The following is a 22467-nucleotide window of genomic DNA, read 5'->3' as shown; positions in this document are numbered from 1 at the left end:
GCACGGCGGCCCACAGGAGCACAGCAATGAATCGGATCGATCTGGAGGGGCGCGCGGTCGTCATTACCGGCGGCGCGCGCGGCATCGGCTACGCGGTGGCGCAGCGGGCGTTGCGCTCGGGCGCGTCGGTCGCGTTGTGGGACGTCGATAGCGAACGCCTCGCGCGCAGCCAGCGCGAGCTGAGCGAACTCGGCAAGGTCAGCGCCGTCACGGTCGAGCTGACCGACGACGCCGCGGTCCAGCAGGCCGCCGCGCAAACGGTCGCCGAGCACGGCTCGATCGACGTGCTGATCAACTGCGCGGGCATCACCGGCGGCAACGGCACGACGTGGGAGCTCGAGCCCGACATGTGGCGCCGCGTGATCGACGTGAATCTGATCGGCCCGTACCTGACCTGCCGCGCGGTCGTGCCGCAGATGCTGAAGCAGGGCTATGGCCGCATCGTCAATATAGCTTCGGTGGCGGGCAAGGAGGGCAATCCGAATGCTTCGCACTACAGCGCATCGAAAGCGGGGCTGATCGGTCTCACCAAGTCGCTCGGCAAGGAACTCGCGACTAAAAACATCCTCGTCAATGCGGTCACGCCGGCCGCGGCCAAGACCGAAATCTTCGATTCGATGTCGCAGCAGCACATCGACTACATGCTGTCGAAGATTCCGATGAACCGCTTCCTGCTGCCGGAAGAAGCGGCGTCGCTGATCCTGTGGCTGTCTTCCGAAGACTGCGCATTCAGCACCGGCTCGGTGTTCGACCTGTCCGGCGGCCGCGCCACCTACTGAGCGCGCTGCTCGCGCATTGTTCACGTACCGCGGCGCATTGCACACGCGTCGAACGCGCGTTGTCGAGCCGCTTCGACGCCTCTCTCACGGAGCCCTTTCATGGCCATGCCTACCATCCGGCACGTGCGTGCCTTCATCGTTCGCGGCGGCGGCGCGGACTATCACGACCAGGCCGGCGGACACTGGATCGACGATCACATCGCGACGCCGATGGCGCGTTATCCCGAGTACCGCCAGAGCCGCCAGTCGTTCGGCATCAACGTGCTCGGCACGCTGGTCGTCGAGATCGAGGCGAGCGACGGCACCGTGGGCTTCGCGGTGACGACCGGCGGCGAGATCGGCGCGTTCATCGTCGAGAAGCATCTCGCGCGTTTTCTCGAAGGGCAACTCGTGACCGACATCGAGAAGATGTGGGATCAGATGTACTTCGCGACGCTGTACTACGGGCGCAAGGGCGTCGTGCTCAACACGATTTCCGGGGTCGATCTCGCGCTGTGGGATCTGCTCGCGAAGGTTCGCAAGGAGCCCGTGTATCAACTATTGGGCGGCCCGGTGCGCGACGAACTGGTGTTCTACGCGACCGGCGCGCGGCCCGATCTCGCCAAGGAGATGGGCTTCATCGGCGGCAAGCTGCCATTGCAGCATGGTCCCGCGGAAGGCGAGGACGGCCTCAGGCAAAACCTCGAGAAGCTCGCCGACATGCGTTCGCGCGTCGGCGACGACTTCTGGCTGATGTACGACTGCTGGATGAGTCTCGACGTGCGCTACGCGACGCGGCTCGCGCAAGGCGCGCACGAATACGGCCTCAAATGGCTCGAAGAATGTCTTCCGCCTGACGATTACTGGGGTTACGCCGAACTGCGCCGCAACGTGCCGCGCGGCATGATGGTGTCGACCGGCGAACACGAGGCGACGCGCTGGGGCTTCCGGATGCTGCTTGAAATGGAGTGCTGCGATCTGATCCAGCCGGACGTCGGCTGGTGCGGCGGCATCACCGAGCTGATCAAGATTTCCGCGCTCGCCGATGCGCACAACGTGATGGTGGTGCCGCACGGGTCGTCGGTGTACAGCTATCACTTCGTCGTCACGCGCCATAACTCGCCGTTCTCCGAGTTTCTGATGATGGCGCCGAAAGCCGACCAGGTCGTGCCGATGTTCAACCCGCTGCTGCTCGACGAACCGGTGCCGGTGAACGGGCGCATGAAGGTACCGGACACGCCGGGCTTCGGCGTGCGGCTCAATCCGGAATGCGCGCTGGTGCGGCCTTATCAGCATTGAACGATTTGATCGTTTTGAACGTGTACCGAACGGCGAACCCCGGCAAAGGAGACTAAGGTGCTGCTCAAGGACAAGGTCGTGATCGTCACCGGCGGATCGCGCGGTATCGGACGCGCGATCGCGGTGGCCTGCGCCCGCGAAGGCGCGGACGTGGCGATCAACTACTGGGGTGACAACGACGCATCGTATGGGCGCCGCTCGGCGGTCGCGGAAGTGGTCGGCGAAATCGAGGCGTTGGGGCGGCGCGTGATCGCGGTGGAAGGCAACGTCGCGGCGCACGAGACGGGTCAGGAACTGGTGCGCCGTACGGTCGACGCGTTCGGCAAGGTCGACGTGCTCGCGAGCAATGCCGGCATCTGCCCGTTCCACGCGTTTCTCGACATGCCGGCGGAGGTGCTCGAATCGACGGTCGCGATCAATCTGAACGGCGCGTTCTTCGTCACGCAGGCCGCCGCGCAGCAGATGAAAAAGCAGGGCACCGGCGGCGCGATCGTCGCGACGAGTTCGATCAGCGCGCTGGTGGGCGGCGGCATGCAGACGCATTACACGCCGACCAAGGCCGGCGTGCATTCGCTAATGCAGTCGTGCGCGATCGCGTTGGGGCCGTTCGGTATCCGCTGCAACTCGGTGATGCCGGGCACGATCGCGACCGATCTGAACGCCGAAGATCTCGCCGACGAAGCGAAGAAGGCCTACTTCGAGAAGCGCATTCCGCTCGGCCGCCTCGGGCATCCGGACGACGTCGCCGATTGCGTCGTGTTTCTCGCGTCGGACCGTGCGCGCTATGTGACGGGCGCCGCGCTGCTCGTCGACGGCGGCCTGTTCGTGAACCTGCAATAAGCGACGCGCGATGCGGGCGTCAATTGACCGTGGCGGGCGTACTGAGAGTGCCGGGTGCGGCGGCCGGATTGTCGCGCGCGAGGTTGCGCGAGAAGCCGCGCAACAGCTCGATGAAACGCAGCGCCGGCTCGGCGAGCGGTTCTTCCTTGCGCGTCAGAATGCCGAAACCCGCGAGGCTCTTGCCGATTTCGAGCGGCAGCGCAACGAGCAACCCGCCGCGCACGTGATCGCGCACGACCGACTCCGGCAGCATCGCGACCGCATCGTAATTCTCGAGCAATTGCAGCGTCGCGAAGATCGACGCGCACTCAGTCAGATTGACCGGCGTGGCGAGCCCGGCACGCGCGAGTTCTTCTTCGAACAGCACGCGCGCCGGACTGGTGACCGGCTGCGCGACCCACGGCCACGCAACCAGTTCGCGCAACGTGATGCGCGTGCGCCGCGCGAGCGGATGCACGGCGCGCACGACCAGCAGCAGCGTTTCGCGCGCGAGCGGCTCGAAGCTGAAGTCATTGTGCTGCAAAGGATTGGTCAGGCGCCCCAGAGCGAGATCGACCTCGCGGCGATGCAGCAATTGCACGACCTGGTCGCTCGTTTCACCGAGGATGCGCACGTTGAGCAGCGGGCTTTCGGTCTTCAGCGCGGCGACCGACATCGCCAGCAGATCGGGCGCGGCACCCATGATCGCGCCGACGGTCAACTGTCCGTGACCGCCGCGGCGTTTGACGTCGAGGTCTTCGGCGAAGCGCGTGAGTTCGGCGAGGGCGCGGCGCGCGTAAGCGAGCGTGACGACGCCGAGCGGCGTCGGCGTCATGCCGCGGGCGTTGCGCTCGAACAGCAGGAAGCCGAACGCTTCCTCGATGTCGCCGAGCATGCGGCTCGCGCTCGGTTGCGCGACGTTGACGGCCTCGGCGGCCTGATGCAGGTTGCGGGTGTCGTCGAGCGCGACGAGCAGGGCGAGATGCTTGAACTTGAGACGGTTGACGAGTGCGACGGCGGCTGAATGTTGGCTCATGGTGCCGGTAAGGGTGCCCGTGCGATTCGGTTTGTGGATCGCCCAATCCCAACAACGGATTGAGAGGCTATCGATGCCGGAATTATAGTCGTTCGAAGAGGTCGACAGGAGACAGGCCGCAATGGAGACAATCGCTTTCCGGATGGTGCTCAACCCCGGCATGCGCGAAGAATACGAACGGCGCCACACGGAGATCTGGCCCGAGCTCGTTGACGCATTGCACAACGCCGGCGTGCGCGACTACCGGATTTTCTTCGACCCCGACACGCATCATCTGTTCGCGGTGCTTTCGCGCACCAGCGATCACACGATGGACCAGTTGCCGCAACTCGACGTGATGCGCAAATGGTGGGAATACATGGCCGACATCATGCAGACCGCGCCCGATCATGCGCCGCTGTCGCAAACGCTCGAACCGGTCTTTCATCTCAGTCATTGAGTAGAGCTGAACCCCGCAACGACGCACGAACCTCGAAACGCTTTTCACCGAACGAAGGTGCCGCATGCAGGTTGTCGATTCGCATATCCATCTGTGGGACCTGAAGACGCATCGCTACCCGTGGCTGGAGAACCCGGGCGTGTCGTTCGTCGGCGATGCGCGCGATCTGAAGCACGACTATCTGCTCGACGATCTGCTCGGCGAAGCGGGCGACATCGAGGTGGTGAAGCTCGTGCACGTCGAGGCGAATCACGATCCGGCCGATCCGGTCGAAGAAACACGCTGGCTGCAGTCGATCGCGGATCGCGATGCGTCGCGCGGCATGCCGAACGCGATCGTCGCGGCCGTGGACCTGTCCGCGCAGAACGCACCGGCGTTGCTCGAAGCGCATGCGTCGTTCGCGAATGCGCGCGGCATCCGGCAGATTCTCAACGTGCACGACAACAAGCTGTTCGATTACGTCGGCCGTCATTACATGCGCGAGCCGCAGTGGCGCGAGCATTTCGCGTTGCTGCGCCGGTACGATCTGTCGTTCGATCTGCAACTGTATCCGTCGCAAATGGAAGAGGCGGCCGCGCTCGCGCGTGCGCATGCGGACACGCTGTTGATCGTCAATCATGCGGGCATGTTCGTCGATCGCAATAGCGTGACCGGTTATCGCGCGTGGCGCGATGGCATGCGCTTGCTCGCGGCGTGTCCGAACATCGCGGTGAAGATCAGCGGGCTCGCGATGTTCGATCATCGCTGGACCGTCGAAAGCCTGCGGCCCTACGTGCTGGAAACGATCGATACGTTCGGCGTCGAACGCGCGATGTTCGCATCGAACTTTCCGGTCGACCGGCTATTTGGTTCATATACGGATTTGTGGCGTGCATATGCGGCAATCGTCGCGGATGCGAGCGAGGCTGAGAAAGACGCGCTGTTCAGGCGTAACGCGGAGCGGTATTACCGGATTTGACGCGGCGCGCAGACGGACAACGAATCGCAAAAGAAACCGCAACGAAGTTGCATGGGACCAGAGTAGGAGACACGTAGTGCAGCCATCCCCATCCGCGGTGCCGCGACTCGAACTACGGCACGCGAGCAAATCCTTCGGCCGGGTGCGCGCTTTGTCCGACGGCGACCTGGTGCTGTGGCCCGGCGAGGTGCATGCGCTGCTCGGCGAGAACGGCGCTGGCAAATCCACGCTCGTGAAAATTCTCGCCGGCGTGCATCAGCCCGATGCCGGCGAGCTTCTCGTGAACGGCGAGCCGCGCCGCTTCGCGACACCCGCCGAAGCGCGCGATGCCGGGCTCGCGGTCATCTATCAGGAGCCGACGCTGTTCTTCGATCTGTCGATCGCGGAGAACATCTTCATGGGCCGGCAGCCGGTCGACCGCTTCGGCCGCATCCAGTACGACGCGATGCATCGCGAAGTGGACGGACTGCTCGCGTCGCTCGGCGTCGAGCTGCGCGCGGATCAACTGGTGCGCGGTCTGTCGATCGCGGATCAGCAGGTGATCGAAATCGCGAAGGCGTTGTCGCTGAACGCGAGCGTGCTGATCATGGATGAACCGACGGCCGCGCTGTCGCTGCCCGAAGTCGAGCGGCTCTTCGCGATCGTGCGCAAGCTGCGCGAACGCGACGTCGCGATTCTGTTCATCACGCACCGGCTCGACGAAGTGTTCGCGCTGACGCAGCGCGTGACGATCATGCGCGACGGCGCGAAAGTATTCGACGGATTGACCGCCGATCTGAGCACCGACGCGATCGTCGCAAAGATGGTGGGCCGCGATCTGGAAACGTTCTACCCGAAGGCCGATTGCACGCCCGGCGACGTACGTTTGTCGGTGCGCGGCCTGACGTGCATCGGCGTCTTCAAGGACGTGTCGTTCGACGTGCGTGCGGGCGAGATCGTCGCGCTCGCGGGTCTCGTCGGCGCGGGGCGCAGCGAGGTCGCGCGCGCGATCTTCGGTATCGATCCGCTCGATTCGGGCGAAGTGTGGCTGGCCGGCAAGCGGCTCGCCACCGGCAAGCCCGCGGCCGCGGTGCGCGCCGGGCTCGCGCTGGTGCCGGAAGATCGTCGCCAGCAAGGCCTCGCGCTGGAACTGAGCATCGCGCGCAATGCGTCGATGACGGTGCTCGGACGGCTCGTACGGCATGGCCTCATTTCGACGCGCAGCGAAACGCAGCTTGCGAACAAGTGGGGCACGCGTCTGCGCCTGAAGGCCGGCGACCCGAACGCGCCGGTCGGCACGCTGTCGGGCGGCAACCAGCAGAAGGTCGTGCTCGGCAAGTGGCTCGCGACCGGCCCGAAGGTGCTGATCATCGACGAACCGACACGCGGTATCGACGTCGGCGCGAAAGCCGAGGTGTATGGCGCGCTCGCCGAACTCGTGCGCGACGGCATGGCGGTGCTGATGATTTCGAGCGAGTTGCCCGAGGTGCTCGGCATGGCCGATCGCGTGCTCGTGATGCACGAAGGCCGCATCAGCGCAGAGATCGCGCGCGCCGACGCGAACGAGGAGCGCATCATGGGCGCCGCGCTCGGTCAGGGACTTTCACCATTGGGACGTGCAGCATGATGCGCCATTCGACCCATCCCGCGCCTGTGCGGCAGTCGCTGCCGAAGCGGTCCGCCGCTTCATCGGGCGGTCTCGTCGCCAGCATCGCGAAGAGCCGCGAAACCACGCTGTTCGTCGTGCTGATCCTGCTGATCGCTGGGACCGGGCTCGCGAAGCCGCAGTTCCTGAACATGCAGAATCTGCGCGACGTGCTGCTGAACGTGTCGATCATCGGTCTGCTGACGGCCGGCATGACCGTGGTGATCCTGATGCGGCATATCGATCTGTCGGTTGGCTCGACGGTGGGTATCAGCGCGTACGCGGTGGGCAGCCTGTACGTCGCGTTCCCGCATATGCCGGTGCTAGTCGCATTGGGAGCAGGGCTCGCGATCGGGCTCGTCGCGGGCGGCGTTAATGCGCTCCTCGTCGCGGTGGGGCGCGTGCCTTCGCTCGTGGCGACTTTGTCGACGCTTTACATCTTTCGCGGCGCCGATTACGCATGGGTGCACGGCGGCCAGATCAACGCGACGAGTCTGCCCGACGCGTACTCCCGGCTCGCGACCGGCACGCTGCTCGGTATCCCGACGCTTGCGCTGATCGCGATCGTCGTGCTTGTGGGGCTGTCGGTGTATCTGAAGCAGTTTCGCGGCGGTCGCGAGCACTACGCGATCGGCTCGAATCCGGAAGCCGCGCGGCTCGCGGGCGTCAACGTCGAGCGGCGCGTGATGTCGGGCTTCCTGTTGTCCGGCGCGATTGCGGGCTTTGCGGGCGCGTTGTGGCTCGCGCGCTTCGGCACCGTCGATGCGAGCACCGCGAAGGGCATCGAATTGCAGGTCGTCGCGGCCGCGGTGGTCGGCAGCGTCGCGATTACGGGCGGCGTCGGCACGATCCTCGGCGCGACGCTCGGTGCGCTGGTGCTCGGCGTGATCAGCATCGCGCTCGTCGTGCTGCACGTGTCGCCGTTCTGGGAGCAGGCGATCCAGGGCGCGCTGATCGTCGCCGCGATCGCCGCCGATACGCTGCTGGCCCGCTCCGTCGCCAAACGCATGATGAGGAAACGCGATCATGGCTAAACCCGATTCCGCGCTGCTGACGCGCAAACGCGAAACGCCGCTGCAATGGGAAGTGTTGCTGGTGGTCGTGCTGATCGTGTCGCTGGGGTTGGGACGCTGGCTGTCGCCGGTGTTTCTGACCGGCGCGAACCTGAGCAACGTATTCGCCGATCTGACCGAGATCGCGCTGATGGCGTTGCCGATGACGCTGATCATCGTCGCCGCCGAAATCGATCTGTCGGTCGCGTCGATGCTGGGCGCATCGAGCGCGTTGATGGGCGTGCTGTGGCACATGGGCCTGCCGATGCCGGTCGTGATCGTTCTGGTGCTGATCGCGGGCGCGCTGGCGGGCCTGCTGAACGGCCTCGTGATCGTCAAGCTGAACCTGCCGTCGCTCGCGGTCACGATCGGTACGCTCGCACTGTTTCGCGGTCTCGCGTATGTGCTGCTCGGCGATCAGGCGGTCGCGGATTTTCCGGCCGCATACACGGCGCTCGGCATGGACACGCTTGGGGCCACGTTTATACCGCTTCCGTTCGTGATCGTGATCGTCGCGGCGGTGCTGTTCACCGTGCTGCTGCAAGCCACCGCGTTCGGCCGAAGTCTCTATGCGATCGGCGCGAATCCGACCGCCGCCGCGTTCTCCGGCATCGAGGTCGCGAAGATCCGTTTGCGCCTGTTCGTGATGTCGGGTCTCGTCAGCGCGCTCGCCGGCATCGTCTATACGCTGCGCTTCACGAGTGCGCGCGGTGACAACGGCGAGGGCTTCGAGCTGTCGGTGATCGCGGCGGTGCTGTTCGGCGGCGTCAGCATTTTCGGTGGACGCGGCTCGATGGTCGGCGTGCTGCTGTCGCTGCTGATCATTGGCGTGCTGAAGAACGCGTTGACGCTCGACGACGTATCGAGCGAAACGCTGACCATCGTGACCGGCGTGCTGCTGCTCGCGTCGGTGCTGATTCCGAACCTCGTCGCGCGCTGGCGGGCGGCGCGCGACCGGCGTTTCATCGCGAAGTCCGCCGCCGCGTCTTCATCCGCAACCTAGTCGTCACCGTTTGTCCGAAGCACCCAAGGACCGATAACCCGGACCCTTTTCTTTCCAACAACAACGCAGGAGACACTTCATGTTCAAGCCTCTACGTCACACCGGCACGGCCGCGCTATGCGCCGCGTTGCTCGCGATCAGCTGCAGCGGCGCGTTCGCCGCGGACCTGAAAAGCGGGCTGAAGATCGCATTCGTGCCGAAGCAGATCAACAACCCGTACGAAGTGATCGCCGACGACGGTGGACTCTCGGCGATCAAGGAGTTCGGCGGCATGGGCAAGGCGGTGGGGCCGTCGGATGCGGGCGCGTCGTCGCAGGTGTCGTATATCAACACGCTGATCACGCAGCATCAGGACGCGATCGTGATCGCCGCGAACGATGCGAACGCGGTCGTGCCGTATCTGAAGAAAGCGATGGGCCAGGGCATCAAGGTCGTCACGTTCGACTCCGATACCGCGCCCGAAGGCCGGCAGCTGTTCGTCAATCAGGCGAACGCGGAGGGCATCGGCCGTGGCCAGGTACAACTGGTGGCGAAGCTGATGGGCGGCGAGGGCGAGTTCGCGATCCTGTCGGCGACGCCGAACGCGACGAACCAGAACACGTGGATCAAGTACATGCAGGAGGAACTGAAGAAACCGGAGTACTCGAAGATCAAGCTCGTCAAGATCGCGTACGGCAACGACGACGATCAGAAGTCCTTCGTCGAAACCCAGGGTCTGCTGCAGGCGTATCCGAACCTGAAGGCGATCGTCGCGCCGACGACGGTCGGCATCGCGGCGGCGGCGCGCTATATCTCGTCGTCGTCGAGCAAGGGCAAGGTGGCGGTGACGGGCCTCGGCACGCCGAACCAGATGCGCGCGTTCGTGAAGAACGGCACCGTGACTGCGTTCCAGTTGTGGGATCCGAGCGAGCTCGGTTATCTGGCCGCGTACGCGGCGGCGTCGCTCGCGTCGGGCAAGATCTCGGGTAAGGAGGGCGAGACGTTCGACGCCGGCAAGCTCGGCAAGCGCACGATCGGCGCGCAAGGCGAAATCATTCTCGGACCGCCGACCACGTTCGATGCGAGCAATATCGACAAGTACAACTTCTAAGCTGATTTGAGCGTCGAGAAGGCTGACTGTTCGCATGACCGCCGTCGGCGGTTCGTGCGCAGTCAGCGGATTGTCATGCCCGTTCGGGTGTGGTCCGCTACAGATGCGATTTTCAAGCGCATTCCCTGACAGGAAACTGGAACCCAATCGCGCAGGGTCCTGACCTGTGCCAGATTTCTCCCTCTGCTTCGCGTTACGAAGTCAACAAGCCGATTCCGTCCGGTAGCACGCGGCTACTCTGTCGACACTGTCCGTTGCTGCTCGGTCACTCGCACCTCGACCAGGCGACAACCCTGGATCCCGAAGTCTCGAGCCACGGTAGCCTTCGGCAGGTCGTGACACGCAGCGGCTCATGTAATAACATTGTCTTTACGTGTCGCGCTCGACGGTATAACATTGTGCTTACGGTGAGCTATGAAAACGACGATTCGCAGAATGGGAAATTCTCAGGGCGTGCTGATCCCGAAGCCTGTCCTCGCCCAATTGGGATTGGAGAACGAAGTGGAAATGGAAGTCGAAAACGACACGCTTGTGATACGACGGCCTCGGCATACGGCCCGTGAAGGTTGGGCGGAGGCGAGCAAGGCTATCGCGGACAGCGGCGATGATGCGCTGGTAATGGGTGAATTCGTCAACGCCGACGACGCGGAGCTTAAATGGTAGTGCGCGGGGAAGTCTGGTTAGTCGCGCTCGATCCGACGCTCGGTAGTGAGATTCAAAAGACGCGTCCCTGTGTCGTGATTTCGCCTCCTGAAATGCATGATCATCTGCGGACAGTCCTCATTGCTCCGATGACTTCAAAAGGCCGCCCGGTTCCCTTTCGGATTCCGGTGACATTCAAGCGAAAGCAGGGCTTGATCCTTCTCGATCAGATCCGCGCGGTAGACAAGGTGCGGCTGGTCAAGAAAGAAGGCTCGGTGGCCGATAAAACGCTGTCGGACTCTCTGCGAACCTTGCAGGAAGTCTTTGCGGAATAGCGAACGGGAAACCGCGACATGTCGCCAACGAGCGATGAAATCTCGTTTGTCAGGGTTCCTGCAAAACGTCAGAGGAAGGCGGCTGAATTTGAAGCCGTTTCTCAGCGGCGGATCGCAAAACGCCGCGCATACGCGCCAGACGTTGAACCGCTTCCCCACACCTCCCCATCCATCAATTCCCGTGTCACCTCCTCGCCGGGCACCGCCACGTTCACGCGCGCGGCGGCCTCGCGATACAGCTGCGTCTGGTTGATGCGCGCGGCAATCGCGTCGTAATCGCTGCGCGCATCGATGATCCCCCAGCGCTCGAACTGCGTCAGGAACCACGCGCCTTCGAACGGATGCGGATAGTTGACCGCGCCGTCGTCGAAGAAGCGCATCGGCAGGCGGCGCGGGTTCGTCGTGTCAAGCTGGTCGCCGAGCCGTGCCGCGATCAGCGTTTCGTCGATACCGATGTAGTCGGGCTGCGCGAGCCAGCGCGCGATCTCGTCGCGATGCCCGGCGCCATCGAGCCAGCGGCATGCTTCGAGCACGGTTTGCACGAGCGCGCGCGTCGTGCGCGGATGCGCGTCGACGAAATCGCGTCGGCAGGCGAGCACTTTCTCGGGATGCTCGGGCCACACCTCGCTCGTATAAGCGATCGTTCTGCCGACGCCGTGCGCCTCGGCCATCGCGTTCCAGGGCTCGCCGACGCACAGGCCGTCGAGCCGGTCCTCGGCGAGCGCGGCGACCATCTGTGGCGGCGGAATCGCGACACTGTCGATGTCGCGCAACGGATCGACGCCTTGCGCCGCGAGCCAGTAGTACAGCCACATCGCGTGCGTGCCGGTCGGGAAGGTATGGGCGAACACCGGCTTGCGGCCTAGCGTCGCGAGCGCGTCACGCAACGTGCCGTGCTTCGCCAGCGCATCGGCGAGCCGATTCGACAGCGTGATCGCCTGGCCGTTGCGGTTCAGCACCATCAGCACGGCCATGTCGGTGCGCGGGCTGCCGAGGCCGAGCTGCACGCCATAGACGAGACCGTAAAGCGCGTGGGCGGCGTCGAGGTCGCCCGTTAGCAGCTTGTCGCGCACGGCGGCCCACGACGGCTGGCGGCACAGTTCGAGCGTGAGTCCGTGCGCGTGGCCGAACTCGAGCAGCTTCGCGGCGATCAGCGGTGCCGCATCGGACAACGCGACGAAGCCGAGTCGCAGATGGGTCTTTTCAGGCGGCTTCGCAAAGGCCGCCGCGGTGACGGAAGTGGCTGGATTCATGAGCGCATCATTTGAGCAAGCCGGCCGACGCGACGACCTCGCGTGCGACCTCGGCGAGTTTGACACCCTGGTTCATCGCGCGTTTGCGCAGACTTGCATAGGCCGCCGGTTCGGAGAGTTTCTGCTGATCCATCAGCAGGCGTTTCGCGCGATCGATCAGCTTGCGTTCGGCCAGTTCGTTCTCAGCCTGCGCAAGCCGCTCACGCAATTGCGATTCCTGCGCGAAACGCGCGAGCGCGACTTCGAGAATCGGCGCGAGCCGTTCGCTCGCGAGGCCTTCGACCAGATACGCGGTGACCCCCGCGTTGACCGCTTCGCGGATTAGCTGCTGGTTCGCGTCGTGGCTGAACATCAGCACGGGGCGCGGCGCGGTCGCGTGCATCACGGCCAGCTGTTCGAGCGTATCGCGCGACGGCGACTCCGTATCGATGATGATGACGTCAGGCCGCTCGTCCTGCACCGCGCGATGCAGTGCCTGCGGCGTCGCGGTGCCGGCGAGCATCTCGCAACCTAACAGGGCGAGCGCATCGCGCAGATCGCCGATGGGTTTGTCGGTGTCGGTGACAAGAAGAACGCGCAGCATGGAGTCGGTGGAAGGGACAACTGACTACCTGTAAAGCAACGAGCATGCCAGTGCTCGTGCGACGAGGCCTGGCGAGGTCTTCTTTAAGAGTGTGCGCGCGCGAACGGCACGGATCGATTGGGATTTTTGCGGGCGACGGCTGCGGATCGTCGGTGGAACAGGCGTGCGGTCACGCGGGTCGCGCTGCACCGGCGCGGGGCACGCAAGACCGCGGACGCCTGATGCACCGAAGCGGCGCATCACGTATGAAGGGGCCGAAGCCCTCAAAGGCTCAAGGGCTCAAAGGCTCAAAGCCAGCGCGAATAACTGCGTGGCGATAACAGCAACGTCACCGCCATCATCGCGGCGATGCAGCCGGCAAGCATGATCCACGCGGCGACGAACCCGCCGCTCCAGCTGCGTACGATGCCGGCCACGAGCGGCGCAACGGCCGCGACGATAAAGCCGACGCCCTGCGTGAACGCGACCAGCTGCCCGGCCACGCGATGATCGGCCGAATGATCCATCGCGGTCACGAGCGTCAGCGAAAACACGCCGCCGAGCCCCGCCCCCGCGACACCTACCCACAGCAGCGGCGCGCCGTCGGGCACTACGATCAGGCCGAGCACGCCAGCCAGCTGCGCGGACAGCCCAAGCAGCAGCCACGGGCGACGATCGCGGAACGACGCCGCGGTGAGCGGCAGCAGCAGCGCCGACGCGGCCTGGAAGACCGTCATCGCGGCGAGCAGCGAACCGCTCGCTGCGACGCTCGTGCCGCGCTGCTGATAGAACGCCGGCAGCCACGCGACGAGACTCGTATATCCGCCATTGACGATGCCGAAGTACAGGCCGAGCGTCCACGCGCGCCGGGTGGTCCAAGGCGAGAACGCCGGCGCGGGCGTGGCCTGGCTGTGAATCGCGGCGTGAGCCACGGCATGCCGCCGCGTCAGCAGCCACCAGCACGCGAGCGCGCCGCAGGCCGGCAACGCCCACACCGCGAGCCCCGCATGCCACGTCCGCAGCGCGTGGCTGACCCACGGACTCAGACTCGCGCCGAGGCCGCCGCCGCCCATGATCGACGCGGAGAACACGCCCATCGCGAGCGGCACGCGCGCGGGGAAGCGCTGCTTGATGACCGCGGGCAGCAGCGCCTGAATCGCGGCGACGCCGGCGCCCGCGAGCAGTGCCGTCGCCAGCAGCGTGAAGCCGCTCGACGCCACCCAGCGCGCCGCGCACGCAAGCGCGATCGCGACGAGGCCGAGCGCGACGCCGCGCGTTTCGCCGACTCCGCGCGTCAATGCCGCCGCGCCGAATGCGCCGATACCCATCGCGACGACCGGCAGACTGGTCAGCAATGACGCGCCGTAGAAGCTCAGGCCGGTCGCGTCGCGAATCGTCGTCATCAATGGGCTGATCGACGTCAGCAGCGGGCGCAGATTGATGCCGATCACGACGATCGCGCCGAGCCACGCGAGCTCGTGCCATGTCAGCGCCGAGCGGGCGCGGTTCGCGGAGTTACTGTGAGGAGTGGCGCTGGTGGGCAAATTCATGGCGAGCCTGAGAACTGGACTGCGGAAAAACGTTGCGGTCTCCGTTTTGGTCAACCATAGTACATTAAAATGGTTAACCATTCTAGCGAATGTCCGGTATAAGCGGCAGCGTAGTCGGGCAGATTGGCGTCGTGAGCGGACCATCGCTAGAATGCTGCGGCGTTGTTCCGTTGTTGTTTTTCACCGTCTACGGTCACTGAAATCATGGCTACGCGTTCCCCGCGTTCTTCCTCCGCGCAATCCGCTCCACCCGCATCCCCTGTTTCCGCCGCGAGCGACGACGCCTCGCCGAGCGTCGAAGAGCGCATTTACGCGTCGATTACCGCGGCCTTGCTGCAGGGGCGTTTGCGGCCGGGCGCGCAACTGGTGGAGCGCGATCTCGCGGCCGCGTTCGGCTGCACCCGCGGCGCGCTGCGCAAGGTGCTCGCCCGGCTGGGCTTCGAGGGCAAGCTCGTGCTTGAGGCGAATCGCGGCGCGTTCGTGCCGTCGCCGTCGGAGGAGGACATTCGCCAGGTGTACCGGGCACGGCAGATCGTCGAGGCGGGCATCGTTGCGTCGTTGTGCGGGGCGCTGAGCGCCGCGCACAAGCGGCGCTTGCGCGCGCATGTGCGCGGCGAGGAAAAGGCGCTGCGCGCTGGCGCCATCGATGAATCCGTGCGCCTGGCCGGCCAGTTTCACGTACTGCTGACCGAACTGGCGGGGGGTACCGAGTTGCTGGGACTGGTCGGGCAACTGGTCGCGAAGACCGAACTGTACAAGGCGCTGTTCGATCCGTCGAAGGGATCGAGCTGTTCCGCCGACGAGCACGCGCGGATCATCGACGCGCTCGATGCCGGCGACCTGCAGGCCGCGTTGACGGCGATGCGCGAGCATCTGTCGGAGTTGGAGGAGCGGGTGGTGGAGCAGGTGCGCAAAAGCGCGGGTGGGGAGGATCTGGGGACGGTGTTTGGGGTTTAGCGGGAAGCGCTGCGACATGCGTGGCCGCCGAAGCAGCGTGCCGCGAGATTCCGGTCAGGGCGCGGTGCATGTCGCGGCTTGCCGCAATCGGGACGCCGATTTCCCGCCCCAAGGCGGCGATGCCGACGCTTCGGGCTGATGCGGAAAGCGTAGCCGGAAGGGTATGGCGCGAGTCTGTACGGCCTCGCGCTTTCACACGACGTTCGGGCGGCCTGCCCGCGTCACCCGCACAGCATCGCTGGAGGTGCGCAGGGCGGCGCCGTCATCACCGCCTAGCGACGCCGCGCGCCTTGCGATGCCGGCCGCGGCGCACCGCCGCCGCTCGGGCGTTCGTCCTTGTGACGGAAATTGATCCGCCCCTTGGTCAGGTCGTAGACGGACATTTCGAGCGTCACGCGATCGCCCGCGAGAATACGGATATGGTTCTTGCGCATGCGTCCGGACGCATAAGCGCCGACCACGACGCCGTTGTCGAGCGTCACGCGGTAGCGGCTATCCGGAAGCACTTCGTCGACGATGCCGTCAAGTTCAATCAGTTCTTCTTTCGCCATGCATAACTCCTGGTCGATGGGATAAAGGGGAAATCGGCCGCGCGCATTGCGGGCGCCGCGGCTGAGGATTCGTTGGAAAAGCAGCGACGCCCGAAAGCACGCTGCGCGACGTGAGTGACGCGCCGATGACGCCGCTCAAAGATCGGTGACCGACTGACCGCTCACCTGGCCGTCGATCAGCCGTTCCGCATGCGCCATGCACGCGATGCGCGCTTTGCCCATGCCGTCGAACGGAAACAGATACTGCAGGCGGAACACCCGGCCGTCGGCCGCCGGATTGGCGCCGACGCGGCAGATGCGCACCGACGCGTCGTAACCGGCGCGAGGATCGCGGGTCGCTTGGGCGCCCGCGGGGCGGCGCGGATAAACGAGGGGGTGAATTTCGTAACCCTTGTAGGTCTTGACTGCTGGATTCATGAAAAAAGTGTCCTGTATTGCGTGGTCCGCGCGCCGCGTGCAGGGCGCCGCTTGCGGCTGAGCCCTTTGACGCGTCGCGACGCGGACCGGCGGCGCAGCACCGATGGGCGCGCCGCGATAAAAAATGGTTGGCACAGGCCTGCTAGACCCGGCGGGCTCAATGACAATGGCTCGAGCGGTCGCGCGAAAACGCGGATTCGACCGAAAAAACGCTGAAGCGGCGCGCCAATTCGTGCGCCGGACGCATGATGCTGAACCGCTCGGTGTACTTCTCGCGACGGCGAATGCAGGCGGCGCATTGCCGGAATGACGGGATCGCCGATAAGCGGCGGTCGAACAGTCGGGGGTGGTGCGGAGATGCCGGGTTGAGACTGCCTGGTGCTGCCAGTGCTATATGGGTGCGAGGTGCAACTAATGCAATATTTTGCCTGAAATAGGGCTGATTGGATAGTGCAAACTTCAGCGTAAAGCCGGAACGCCCGCCTGGCGGGGCTTAGCGGGCGGTTGGCGAAGTCGTGTCGGAGGCGTGACGGCTGACGGTCGCGCGAGTTGCGCGCGCGAGGTCCGGAATTCGAATGCGCGCGTTAGCGCGACGTCTCGGCGACGCGCTTCTGCAATTCGCGCGCGGCCGCCAGCGGCAGGCGCGCATCGTTCCAGCCGGCGAGCCATTCGATTTCCTTCGCCGTGAAGACCTGACCGTAGTTGCGCAGCGCGTACTGCAGCGAATCGATGATGTGGTTGCGAATGATCTCCGGCGTGCGCTCGTCGTCGAGCACGGCGCGAAGCGCTTCGAGTGTGGCCATCGGTTGGCTCCGTTCGATTGGATGTCGGTGGATCGGTGTTTATCGCATGAAAAAAATGCGCTCGCGAGGTCGACAAAATTGCCGTCGGCGCCGCTTCGCGGCACCGGCGCGAGGCCGCTACAATGGCGGCTTCCTGAAATTGCGGACCGAAGCGTGCGCGTCGAATTTCGCTGCTGGCTGCCGGCAGCGTCGTCATCTGCTAGCGCGGCGCGCCGCCTCCTTCGAACCTCGCGTTTTTTCCATGCGCAACCCGAACGTGTCTCCTGTCAAAGACCTGCTGCTGAAGCGCTACGCGCCGATCGCCGACGGCATCGCGGCGCTGCTTTATCCGTGCGCCGAAGTGGTGATTCATGATCTGCGCGATCAGACCATCGCGTATCTGGTGAACAATCTGTCGCGGCTCGAAGTGGGCGCGCCGTCGGTGCTCGACGACGCGCACTTCGCGGCGCGCGGCCAGACCATCGGTCCCTACGAGAAACTGAACTGGGACGGCCGCCGCATGCGCTGCGTGAGCAACATCCTGCTCGACGACGACGGCAAGCCCGCCGGCATCCTGTGCGTGAATTTCAACATCGCGGTGTTCGAGGATGTGCGCTCGACGCTCGATCTGTTCATCAAGGGCGGCTCGATGACGGGCGCGCCCGCCGACGATCTGTTCCGCGACGACTGGCAGGACCGCATCAACACGTATCTGCACACGTGGCTGCGCGACCGGCAGATCGGCATCAATGCGCTGACGCGCGAGCACAAGCGTGAAATCGTCGAAGCACTGCACGCGCAGGGCGCGTTTCGCGGCCGCAGCTCGGCGAATTACGTGGCGGCGGTTCTGACGATGGGCCGAGCGACCGTCTACAAGATCCTGAAGCAGATGAAAGAGGGCGGCTGAGCTCAGGCGCGCCGTACTTGAAAATGCTTCGATGACGCCCAAAATAAGGACATATGCGATGCGCTACCGACACTACAAAGGCGGCATTTACGAACTGGTCTGCGAGGCCACGCTCGAATCGGATCCGACGGTCACGATGATCGTCTACAAGGCGGCCAATGGTACGATCTGGACCCGTCCAGCGACGGTGTTTTTCGAGCTGGTCGAGCGCGACGGCGTCAAGGTGCCGCGCTTTGCGCCGGTCGATGAGTTCAACAACGAGGCAGATGCGTCCCCCGCGGACTAACGCCTGCTGCCTTAACGACAGGAACAGGAAAACCGAATGCGTCTCTTGCTTGCCATCCTTCTGCCGTGGTTGCAGTTTTTTACGATCGGCCGTCCGTTTGCGGGCATCATCTGCCTGATTCTGCAGATCACGCTGATCGGCTGGGTGCCGGCAGCCATCTGGTCCGTGTATGCGCTGAGCCAGTACAACACGGACAAGAAAATTGCCCGCGCAATGGGCAACGGCAACGGGCGGTAAGACGCTGCGCCCGAAGTCGTCGGCGAGCGGGGCGCGTCACTCTCACGCTCGCGCCACCACTTAGCCCGCCGCTATCACGACCGCGTCCGGCACTTCGATCACCACGTCGGTTTCCGCGATCGCCACGCACGGCAGGATATAACCTTCCGCCTTTTCCTCGCGGCTCACCCCGGGCCACTCAATCGCGTAGCGCACACGCCCGGACGTCATCCGGCACAAGCAGGTTCGGCACGTGCCGTTGCGGCACGAACGCGGCAAACGCAGATTCGCGAAAGCGGCGGCTTCGAGAATCGTCAGCGAATCGGGCGCCTCGAAGCTCTGGCCGAGCGGTTCGACGCGAACCACAGGGGGGCGGGTGGGGGTGGACATCGTGCTGATCGGTGGATGGGTGCGCGACACTTTACACGGGATCGAACGCGGCTCTATACCGCGCTGCAACATAGGTTCATCAGTCGCGCATTCAAGAAAATGTCATCGAAATCTTGCGCCTTGCCCGAACTCGTCTAAAGTGAATCAATTCACCTCCGCGTGGCGCGAACTGACGATGCCGGGTCGAGGTGACGGCCCGCGTCAACTGCATGGGACAAGGAGGAACGAGCGGCAGACGCGATAGCAAGCAATCCGCGCGCGCATTACCCAAGTGCATCGTGCGCGCACTCTTCCAGGTGACTCCCATGCAGATCCAATTTCCGAACGAAGCCCCTGAATATTCAGGGCGTGAACTTACGCTGGCGTTTCCGGCAATGATCGATGGGCAGAGGGTGGAGTGCATGATCACCGCGGAAGCGCTCGAAGATCACTTCGGTGCGGCGTCGCCCCGGCTCGAGGACATGATCGTCGCATTCGACGCGCACCGGCCGCGCATCGAGGCCGCCACCCGCCGGCTGTTGTCGGAAACGCGCGCGCAATGCCTCGTGCTCAGAAGCGGTTACGTGCGGTTTTATGAGGCGAACTGGCGTAACTGACTGACCGGGACTTCCCGACTGGCTGCCGGCATTGAAGCTTCGGCAAGCACTATTGCTGCCGAAGCGCGAAGTTCGGATTCACCCGAGCCGCAATCGCTCGCGCGCAAGCCGCGACCGCGTCAAACGCAGCGGCGGCACGTAGCCAACTCCATCGCGATCAAATGATCCGCCGCAGCGCCCGATCCTTGAACACCACATGGTGCGCGATCGCCGCGAGCGCGTGCAGTCCGATCACCCAATAGAACACGTTGCCGAGCCACTCGTGCGCGTCCTTCAAGAGCGGCCGCGCGATCGAATCCGCATGCACCAGCGTGAAGCTGATGTCCGTCCAGGCGAGCGACACCGGCCGTCCGCCCGCGTTGACCATCAGGATACCGAGCAGTGGCTGCGCAAAGATGAACACATACAGCACGAGGTGCGCGGCGCGCGCCAGAAAAGCGAGCAGCCGGTTGCTTTCGAGTTCCTCCGGCGCGCCGGCCCACAGTCTCCACAGCAACCGCAACACGGCCAGCCCGAGCACCAGCGTGCCCGCCCAGAAATGCACGCCGGTCCAGAACGTGCGGCTGTCGGAGCCGCGTGGGCCGCGGATTTCGATGGACAGATAGGCCAGCGCGACCAGCAGAAAAATCACCCAGTGAAAAAAGATCGCGGGCTTCGTGTAACGGTCCGTCGTGCGGTTATATGAGGACATCGCGGCTCCTGGGGGCGACCCGTGTAGCTGCGACCCGGTCGATCGCGGCCCGGTCGATCGCGACCCGGTCGATCGCGACCCGGTCGATCATCATTCGAAACATCAGATGATAAATGGTCCCCCAACCCTACGACACATTCACCCATTCCACCGCCGCGCTTCAGCACGTCGCAGCCCGCGTCCTCACTCGCTGCCGAGATAGAAATAGCGGAACAGGAAGATCGCCGCGATGATCCACACCACCAGCTTTACCTGGCGCGCCTGACCCGTCAGCAGCTTGAGCCCCGCGTACGAGATGAAGCCGAACGCGACACCGTTCGCGATCGAGTAGGTGAACGGCATCAGCAGCGCGGTCAACGCGGCCGGCACGACTTCGGTCGCGTCGTCCCACGGCAGGTCGACCAGTTCGCGCAGCATCAGGCACGACACGTACAGCAGCGCGGGCGCGGTCGCATACGGCGGCACCACTTCGGCGAGCGGCGCGAAAAACAGCGCAGCGACGAACAGCACGGCAACCGTGATCGCGGTCATGCCGGTACGGCCGCCGGCCTGCACGCCCGACGCGCTTTCGATGTAAGCCGTCGTCGACGACGTGCCGAGCATCGAGCCGGCGAGGATCGCGGTGCTGTCCGCGAGCAACGCCCGGTTCAGCCGATGCATCTTGCCTTCGACGAGCAGCCCCGCGCGGTTCGCGACGCCCATCAGCGTGCCGGTCGCGTCGAACAGCTCGACGAGGAAGAACACCAGCACCACGTTCAGCACGCCGCTCGACAGCGCGCTGCGGATATCGAGCTGGAACAGCGTCGGCGCGATCGAGGGCGGCATGGACAAGATGCCGTGAAACTGGTTGCCGCCAAAGAAAAAGCTCAGGATCGTCACGCCGACGATACCGATCAGGATCGACCCGCGCACGCGCAGATGATCGAGCGTGACGATGCCGAAGAAGCCGATTGCGGCGAGCACGACATGCGGGTCATGCAGATTGCCGAGCGTGACGAGCGTGGCCGGGTTGCCGACCACGACCCCGGCCGACTTCAGCGAAATGATCGCGAGAAAGAGGCCGATACCGCCGGTGATCGCGATCCGGATCGAATGCGGGATGCCTTTGACGATCACCTCGCGCACGCGGAACAGCGTGACGATCAGGAACAGGCAGCCGGAGATGAACACCGCGCCGAGCGCGGCCTGCCACGTGTAGCCCATGCCCTTGACGACCGTGTACGCGAAGTACGCGTTCAGGCCCATGCCCGGCGCGAGCGCGATCGGGTAGTTCGCGTACAAACCCATGATCAGCGACGCGAGCGCGGCCACGATGCAGGTCGCGACGAACACCGCGCTCTTCGGCATGCCGGCGTCGCCGAGGATCGCCGGGTTCACGAAGATGATGTAGGCCATCGTCAGGAAGGTGGTGACGCCGGCTAGCACTTCGGTGCGCAGGTTGGTGTCGACGGCGTCGAAGCCGAAGTAGCGTTTGATCGAGTCCATGGGGCGGATTTTTTCTCTCTCGTCGTTCAGAACGTGATTTTGTGGTTAAGACGGCCCGTGTGCGGGCCCGTCAAAGCGGGCCGCACAGGGCGTTAGGGCGGATTGTAAACACGAATGCCCGCGCCCCGGCACTGCGGCGCCGTCGGCGGGTCGCTCAGGCCCGTCAGGCGGGCGGTTTGCCGCCGGAGTGTGGCGCCGGCGCATCACCGCGCGGTGCGTGGCGGGCGAGCCAGCGATCGAGTTCGCCCGCAAACGTCTTGCCGTCGCGTGCGCTGTAGGCCGCCGGGCCGCCCGTGTCGACGCCGCTTGCGCGCAACTGGTCGAGCATCGAGCGCATGCGCAGGCGTTCCTCGATCGTGCCGGGGGTGTACCAGTTGCCGCGCGGATCGAGCGCGTGGGCATGTTTCGCCAGCACGGCGGCGGCGAGCGGAATGTCGGCGGTGATCACGAGGTCGCCCGCGACGACGCGCTCGACGATCAGCTGATCGGCGGCGTCGAAGCCGGCCGGCACCTGGATCGCGCGGATCAGCGGCGACGGCGGCACGCGCAGGAATGCATTGGCGACCAGCGTCAGCGGCATGCCGGTTCGGCGCGCCGCGCGATAAAGCATGTCCTTGACGACGGCCGGGCAGGCGTCGGCATCGACCCAGATTGGCATGGTGCGGGTTCCTGCTGAGTGCGGCGGGTTTGCTGCGTGGGGTTGGAGGGACGGGATGATACCTTGCCGCGGCGCAAGCCGTGCCCCTGCCGCCCGCGCCGGGCGGCATTC

27 protein-coding genes are annotated in these 22467 nt (G+C 64.8%); 16 read left to right on the top strand and 11 right to left on the bottom strand.

Features of this window, described 5'->3' with window-relative positions:
• Positions 1-26: 26 nt before the first annotated feature.
• From EVC45_RS32910 to EVC45_RS32900, 3 genes are all read left to right on the top strand, one after another.
• Positions 27-779, top strand: a complete 753-nt coding sequence (locus EVC45_RS32910; RefSeq protein ID WP_129962340.1) for an SDR family NAD(P)-dependent oxidoreductase — start codon at positions 27-29, stop codon at positions 777-779.
• A 99-nt stretch (positions 780-878) separates the two neighbouring features.
• Positions 879-2057, top strand: a complete 1179-nt coding sequence (gene rhmD, locus EVC45_RS32905; RefSeq protein ID WP_129962339.1) for an L-rhamnonate dehydratase — start codon at positions 879-881, stop codon at positions 2055-2057.
• 57 nt (positions 2058-2114) lie between these two features.
• Positions 2115-2897, top strand: coding sequence for an SDR family NAD(P)-dependent oxidoreductase (locus EVC45_RS32900; protein ID WP_129962338.1), 783 nt, complete (start codon positions 2115-2117; stop codon positions 2895-2897).
• A gap of 19 nt (positions 2898-2916) precedes the next feature.
• On the opposite strand, the gene EVC45_RS32895 is transcribed toward EVC45_RS32900, so the two are convergent.
• A complete protein-coding gene (locus EVC45_RS32895) occupies positions 2917-3912 on the bottom strand; it encodes a LysR family transcriptional regulator (RefSeq protein ID WP_129962337.1) in 996 nt (331 codons plus the stop codon).
• A gap of 121 nt (positions 3913-4033) precedes the next feature.
• Here EVC45_RS32895 and rhaM point away from each other — a divergent pair, with 121 nt between their 5' ends.
• The 8 genes from rhaM to EVC45_RS32855 all read left to right on the top strand — a co-directional run bounded on the left by rhaM (position 4034) and on the right by EVC45_RS32855 (position 11055).
• Positions 4034-4351 (top strand): L-rhamnose mutarotase, encoded by a 318-nt coding sequence (gene rhaM, locus EVC45_RS32890; protein WP_129962336.1) that lies wholly within the window; start codon positions 4034-4036, stop codon positions 4349-4351.
• A gap of 64 nt (positions 4352-4415) precedes the next feature.
• Positions 4416-5309, top strand: a complete 894-nt coding sequence (locus EVC45_RS32885; RefSeq protein ID WP_129962335.1) for an amidohydrolase — start codon at positions 4416-4418, stop codon at positions 5307-5309.
• Between the two features lie 76 nt (positions 5310-5385).
• Positions 5386-6915, top strand: coding sequence for a sugar ABC transporter ATP-binding protein (locus tag EVC45_RS32880; protein WP_129962334.1), 1530 nt, complete (start codon positions 5386-5388; stop codon positions 6913-6915).
• Complete coding sequence (locus tag EVC45_RS32875; protein ID WP_129962333.1) at positions 6912-7967, top strand: ABC transporter permease; 1056 nt, start codon at positions 6912-6914, stop codon at positions 7965-7967. Before EVC45_RS32880 ends, EVC45_RS32875 begins: the two co-directional genes overlap by 4 nt.
• Positions 7960-8988 carry an ABC transporter permease gene (locus EVC45_RS32870; protein ID WP_129962332.1) on the top strand — a complete coding sequence of 343 codons (1029 nt, stop codon included), beginning with the start codon at positions 7960-7962 and terminating at the stop codon, positions 8986-8988. Before EVC45_RS32875 ends, EVC45_RS32870 begins: the two co-directional genes overlap by 8 nt.
• Before the next feature lie 79 nt (positions 8989-9067).
• Positions 9068-10078: a rhamnose ABC transporter substrate-binding protein gene (gene rhaS / locus EVC45_RS32865; protein ID WP_129962331.1), complete on the top strand. Its 1011-nt coding sequence runs from the start codon at positions 9068-9070 to the stop codon at positions 10076-10078.
• Between the two features lie 414 nt (positions 10079-10492).
• Positions 10493-10741 carry an AbrB/MazE/SpoVT family DNA-binding domain-containing protein gene (locus tag EVC45_RS32860; protein ID WP_129962330.1) on the top strand — a complete coding sequence of 83 codons (249 nt, stop codon included), beginning with the start codon at positions 10493-10495 and terminating at the stop codon, positions 10739-10741.
• Positions 10735-11055 carry a type II toxin-antitoxin system PemK/MazF family toxin gene (locus tag EVC45_RS32855; protein WP_129962329.1) on the top strand — a complete coding sequence of 107 codons (321 nt, stop codon included), beginning with the start codon at positions 10735-10737 and terminating at the stop codon, positions 11053-11055. The genes EVC45_RS32860 and EVC45_RS32855 overlap by 7 nt, the downstream gene beginning before the upstream one ends.
• A gap of 101 nt (positions 11056-11156) precedes the next feature.
• Here EVC45_RS32855 and EVC45_RS32850 read toward each other — a convergent pair whose 3' ends face one another.
• From EVC45_RS32850 to EVC45_RS32840, 3 genes are all read right to left on the bottom strand, one after another.
• Positions 11157-12308: a CmpA/NrtA family ABC transporter substrate-binding protein gene (locus EVC45_RS32850; protein WP_129962328.1), complete on the bottom strand. Its 1152-nt coding sequence runs from the start codon at positions 12306-12308 to the stop codon at positions 11157-11159.
• Between the two features lie 7 nt (positions 12309-12315).
• Complete coding sequence (locus EVC45_RS32845) at positions 12316-12891, bottom strand: ANTAR domain-containing response regulator (protein ID WP_129962327.1); 576 nt, start codon at positions 12889-12891, stop codon at positions 12316-12318.
• Positions 12892-13178: 287 nt separating this feature from the next.
• Positions 13179-14420, bottom strand: coding sequence for a cyanate transporter (locus tag EVC45_RS32840; protein ID WP_129962326.1), 1242 nt, complete (start codon positions 14418-14420; stop codon positions 13179-13181).
• Positions 14421-14624: 204 nt separating this feature from the next.
• Between EVC45_RS32840 and EVC45_RS32835 the strand changes: the two genes are divergently transcribed.
• Positions 14625-15377, top strand: coding sequence for a GntR family transcriptional regulator (locus EVC45_RS32835; RefSeq protein WP_129962325.1), 753 nt, complete (start codon positions 14625-14627; stop codon positions 15375-15377).
• A 272-nt stretch (positions 15378-15649) separates the two neighbouring features.
• On the opposite strand, the gene infA is transcribed toward EVC45_RS32835, so the two are convergent.
• From infA to EVC45_RS32820, 3 genes are all read right to left on the bottom strand, one after another.
• Positions 15650-15928: a translation initiation factor IF-1 gene (infA, locus tag EVC45_RS32830; RefSeq protein ID WP_008924062.1), complete on the bottom strand. Its 279-nt coding sequence runs from the start codon at positions 15926-15928 to the stop codon at positions 15650-15652.
• 135 nt (positions 15929-16063) lie between these two features.
• Positions 16064-16345, bottom strand: coding sequence for a hypothetical protein (locus tag EVC45_RS32825; protein ID WP_129962324.1), 282 nt, complete (start codon positions 16343-16345; stop codon positions 16064-16066).
• A 584-nt stretch (positions 16346-16929) separates the two neighbouring features.
• Positions 16930-17148: a hypothetical protein gene (locus tag EVC45_RS32820; RefSeq protein ID WP_129962323.1), complete on the bottom strand. Its 219-nt coding sequence runs from the start codon at positions 17146-17148 to the stop codon at positions 16930-16932.
• 241 nt (positions 17149-17389) lie between these two features.
• Here EVC45_RS32820 and EVC45_RS32815 point away from each other — a divergent pair, with 241 nt between their 5' ends.
• From EVC45_RS32815 to EVC45_RS32805, 3 genes are read left to right on the top strand one after another with little or no spacing between them, the layout of a single operon-like run.
• A complete protein-coding gene (locus tag EVC45_RS32815) occupies positions 17390-18034 on the top strand; it encodes a transcriptional regulator (protein WP_129962322.1) in 645 nt (214 codons plus the stop codon).
• Positions 18035-18092: 58 nt separating this feature from the next.
• Entirely contained in the window at positions 18093-18320 is a 228-nt protein-coding gene (locus EVC45_RS32810) for a DUF1653 domain-containing protein (protein ID WP_129962321.1), read from the top strand.
• A 36-nt stretch (positions 18321-18356) separates the two neighbouring features.
• Complete coding sequence (locus EVC45_RS32805; RefSeq protein ID WP_129962320.1) at positions 18357-18557, top strand: YqaE/Pmp3 family membrane protein; 201 nt, start codon at positions 18357-18359, stop codon at positions 18555-18557.
• Between the two features lie 60 nt (positions 18558-18617).
• Here the strand turns inward: EVC45_RS32805 and EVC45_RS32800 are convergent, their stop codons facing one another.
• Positions 18618-18926 carry a 2Fe-2S iron-sulfur cluster-binding protein gene (locus EVC45_RS32800; protein ID WP_129962319.1) on the bottom strand — a complete coding sequence of 103 codons (309 nt, stop codon included), beginning with the start codon at positions 18924-18926 and terminating at the stop codon, positions 18618-18620.
• 305 nt (positions 18927-19231) lie between these two features.
• Here EVC45_RS32800 and EVC45_RS32795 point away from each other — a divergent pair, with 305 nt between their 5' ends.
• Entirely contained in the window at positions 19232-19522 is a 291-nt protein-coding gene (locus tag EVC45_RS32795) for a DUF1488 domain-containing protein (RefSeq protein ID WP_129962318.1), read from the top strand.
• Positions 19523-19679: 157 nt separating this feature from the next.
• On the opposite strand, the gene EVC45_RS32790 is transcribed toward EVC45_RS32795, so the two are convergent.
• The 3 genes from EVC45_RS32790 to EVC45_RS32780 all read right to left on the bottom strand — a co-directional run bounded on the left by EVC45_RS32790 (position 19680) and on the right by EVC45_RS32780 (position 22356).
• Positions 19680-20213, bottom strand: a complete 534-nt coding sequence (locus EVC45_RS32790; protein ID WP_129962317.1) for a cytochrome b — start codon at positions 20211-20213, stop codon at positions 19680-19682.
• A 183-nt stretch (positions 20214-20396) separates the two neighbouring features.
• Positions 20397-21698 (bottom strand): NCS2 family permease, encoded by a 1302-nt coding sequence (locus tag EVC45_RS32785; RefSeq protein ID WP_129962316.1) that lies wholly within the window; start codon positions 21696-21698, stop codon positions 20397-20399.
• 163 nt (positions 21699-21861) lie between these two features.
• Positions 21862-22356: a YaiI/YqxD family protein gene (locus EVC45_RS32780; protein WP_129962315.1), complete on the bottom strand. Its 495-nt coding sequence runs from the start codon at positions 22354-22356 to the stop codon at positions 21862-21864.
• Positions 22357-22467 lie beyond the last annotated feature (111 nt).

This window comes from Paraburkholderia sp. UYCP14C (assembly GCF_004197395.1).
Classification (GTDB): Bacteria; Pseudomonadota; Gammaproteobacteria; order Burkholderiales; family Burkholderiaceae; genus Paraburkholderia.
Note: the sequence above shows the minus strand (reverse complement) of the source record. Positions and strands in the feature narration are given on the sequence as shown.

What these genes read in the sequence shown, in the direction of transcription:
- EVC45_RS32910 (WP_129962340.1), top strand. Translation starts at nt 27, where the DNA reads ATGAATCGGATCGATCTGGAGGGGCGCGCGGTCGTCATTACCGGCGGC.
- rhmD (WP_129962339.1), top strand. Translation starts at nt 879, where the DNA reads ATGGCCATGCCTACCATCCGGCACGTGCGTGCCTTCATCGTTCGCGGC.
- EVC45_RS32895 (WP_129962337.1), bottom strand. Translation starts at nt 3,912, where the DNA reads ATGAGCCAACATTCAGCCGCCGTCGCACTCGTCAACCGTCTCAAGTTC.
- rhaM (WP_129962336.1), top strand. Translation starts at nt 4,034, where the DNA reads ATGGAGACAATCGCTTTCCGGATGGTGCTCAACCCCGGCATGCGCGAA.
- EVC45_RS32885 (WP_129962335.1), top strand. Translation starts at nt 4,416, where the DNA reads ATGCAGGTTGTCGATTCGCATATCCATCTGTGGGACCTGAAGACGCAT.
- EVC45_RS32875 (WP_129962333.1), top strand. Translation starts at nt 6,912, where the DNA reads ATGATGCGCCATTCGACCCATCCCGCGCCTGTGCGGCAGTCGCTGCCG.
- EVC45_RS32870 (WP_129962332.1), top strand. Translation starts at nt 7,960, where the DNA reads ATGGCTAAACCCGATTCCGCGCTGCTGACGCGCAAACGCGAAACGCCG.
- rhaS (WP_129962331.1), top strand. Translation starts at nt 9,068, where the DNA reads ATGTTCAAGCCTCTACGTCACACCGGCACGGCCGCGCTATGCGCCGCG.
- EVC45_RS32860 (WP_129962330.1), top strand. Translation starts at nt 10,493, where the DNA reads ATGAAAACGACGATTCGCAGAATGGGAAATTCTCAGGGCGTGCTGATC.
- EVC45_RS32855 (WP_129962329.1), top strand. Translation starts at nt 10,735, where the DNA reads ATGGTAGTGCGCGGGGAAGTCTGGTTAGTCGCGCTCGATCCGACGCTC.
- EVC45_RS32850 (WP_129962328.1), bottom strand. Translation starts at nt 12,308, where the DNA reads ATGAATCCAGCCACTTCCGTCACCGCGGCGGCCTTTGCGAAGCCGCCT.
- EVC45_RS32845 (WP_129962327.1), bottom strand. Translation starts at nt 12,891, where the DNA reads ATGCTGCGCGTTCTTCTTGTCACCGACACCGACAAACCCATCGGCGAT.
- EVC45_RS32840 (WP_129962326.1), bottom strand. Translation starts at nt 14,420, where the DNA reads ATGAATTTGCCCACCAGCGCCACTCCTCACAGTAACTCCGCGAACCGC.
- EVC45_RS32835 (WP_129962325.1), top strand. Translation starts at nt 14,625, where the DNA reads ATGGCTACGCGTTCCCCGCGTTCTTCCTCCGCGCAATCCGCTCCACCC.
- infA (WP_008924062.1), bottom strand. Translation starts at nt 15,928, where the DNA reads ATGGCGAAAGAAGAACTGATTGAACTTGACGGCATCGTCGACGAAGTG.
- EVC45_RS32825 (WP_129962324.1), bottom strand. Translation starts at nt 16,345, where the DNA reads ATGAATCCAGCAGTCAAGACCTACAAGGGTTACGAAATTCACCCCCTC.
- EVC45_RS32820 (WP_129962323.1), bottom strand. Translation starts at nt 17,148, where the DNA reads ATGGCCACACTCGAAGCGCTTCGCGCCGTGCTCGACGACGAGCGCACG.
- EVC45_RS32815 (WP_129962322.1), top strand. Translation starts at nt 17,390, where the DNA reads ATGCGCAACCCGAACGTGTCTCCTGTCAAAGACCTGCTGCTGAAGCGC.
- EVC45_RS32810 (WP_129962321.1), top strand. Translation starts at nt 18,093, where the DNA reads ATGCGCTACCGACACTACAAAGGCGGCATTTACGAACTGGTCTGCGAG.
- EVC45_RS32805 (WP_129962320.1), top strand. Translation starts at nt 18,357, where the DNA reads ATGCGTCTCTTGCTTGCCATCCTTCTGCCGTGGTTGCAGTTTTTTACG.
- EVC45_RS32800 (WP_129962319.1), bottom strand. Translation starts at nt 18,926, where the DNA reads ATGTCCACCCCCACCCGCCCCCCTGTGGTTCGCGTCGAACCGCTCGGC.
- EVC45_RS32795 (WP_129962318.1), top strand. Translation starts at nt 19,232, where the DNA reads ATGCAGATCCAATTTCCGAACGAAGCCCCTGAATATTCAGGGCGTGAA.
- EVC45_RS32790 (WP_129962317.1), bottom strand. Translation starts at nt 20,213, where the DNA reads ATGTCCTCATATAACCGCACGACGGACCGTTACACGAAGCCCGCGATC.
- EVC45_RS32785 (WP_129962316.1), bottom strand. Translation starts at nt 21,698, where the DNA reads ATGGACTCGATCAAACGCTACTTCGGCTTCGACGCCGTCGACACCAAC.
- EVC45_RS32780 (WP_129962315.1), bottom strand. Translation starts at nt 22,356, where the DNA reads ATGCCAATCTGGGTCGATGCCGACGCCTGCCCGGCCGTCGTCAAGGAC.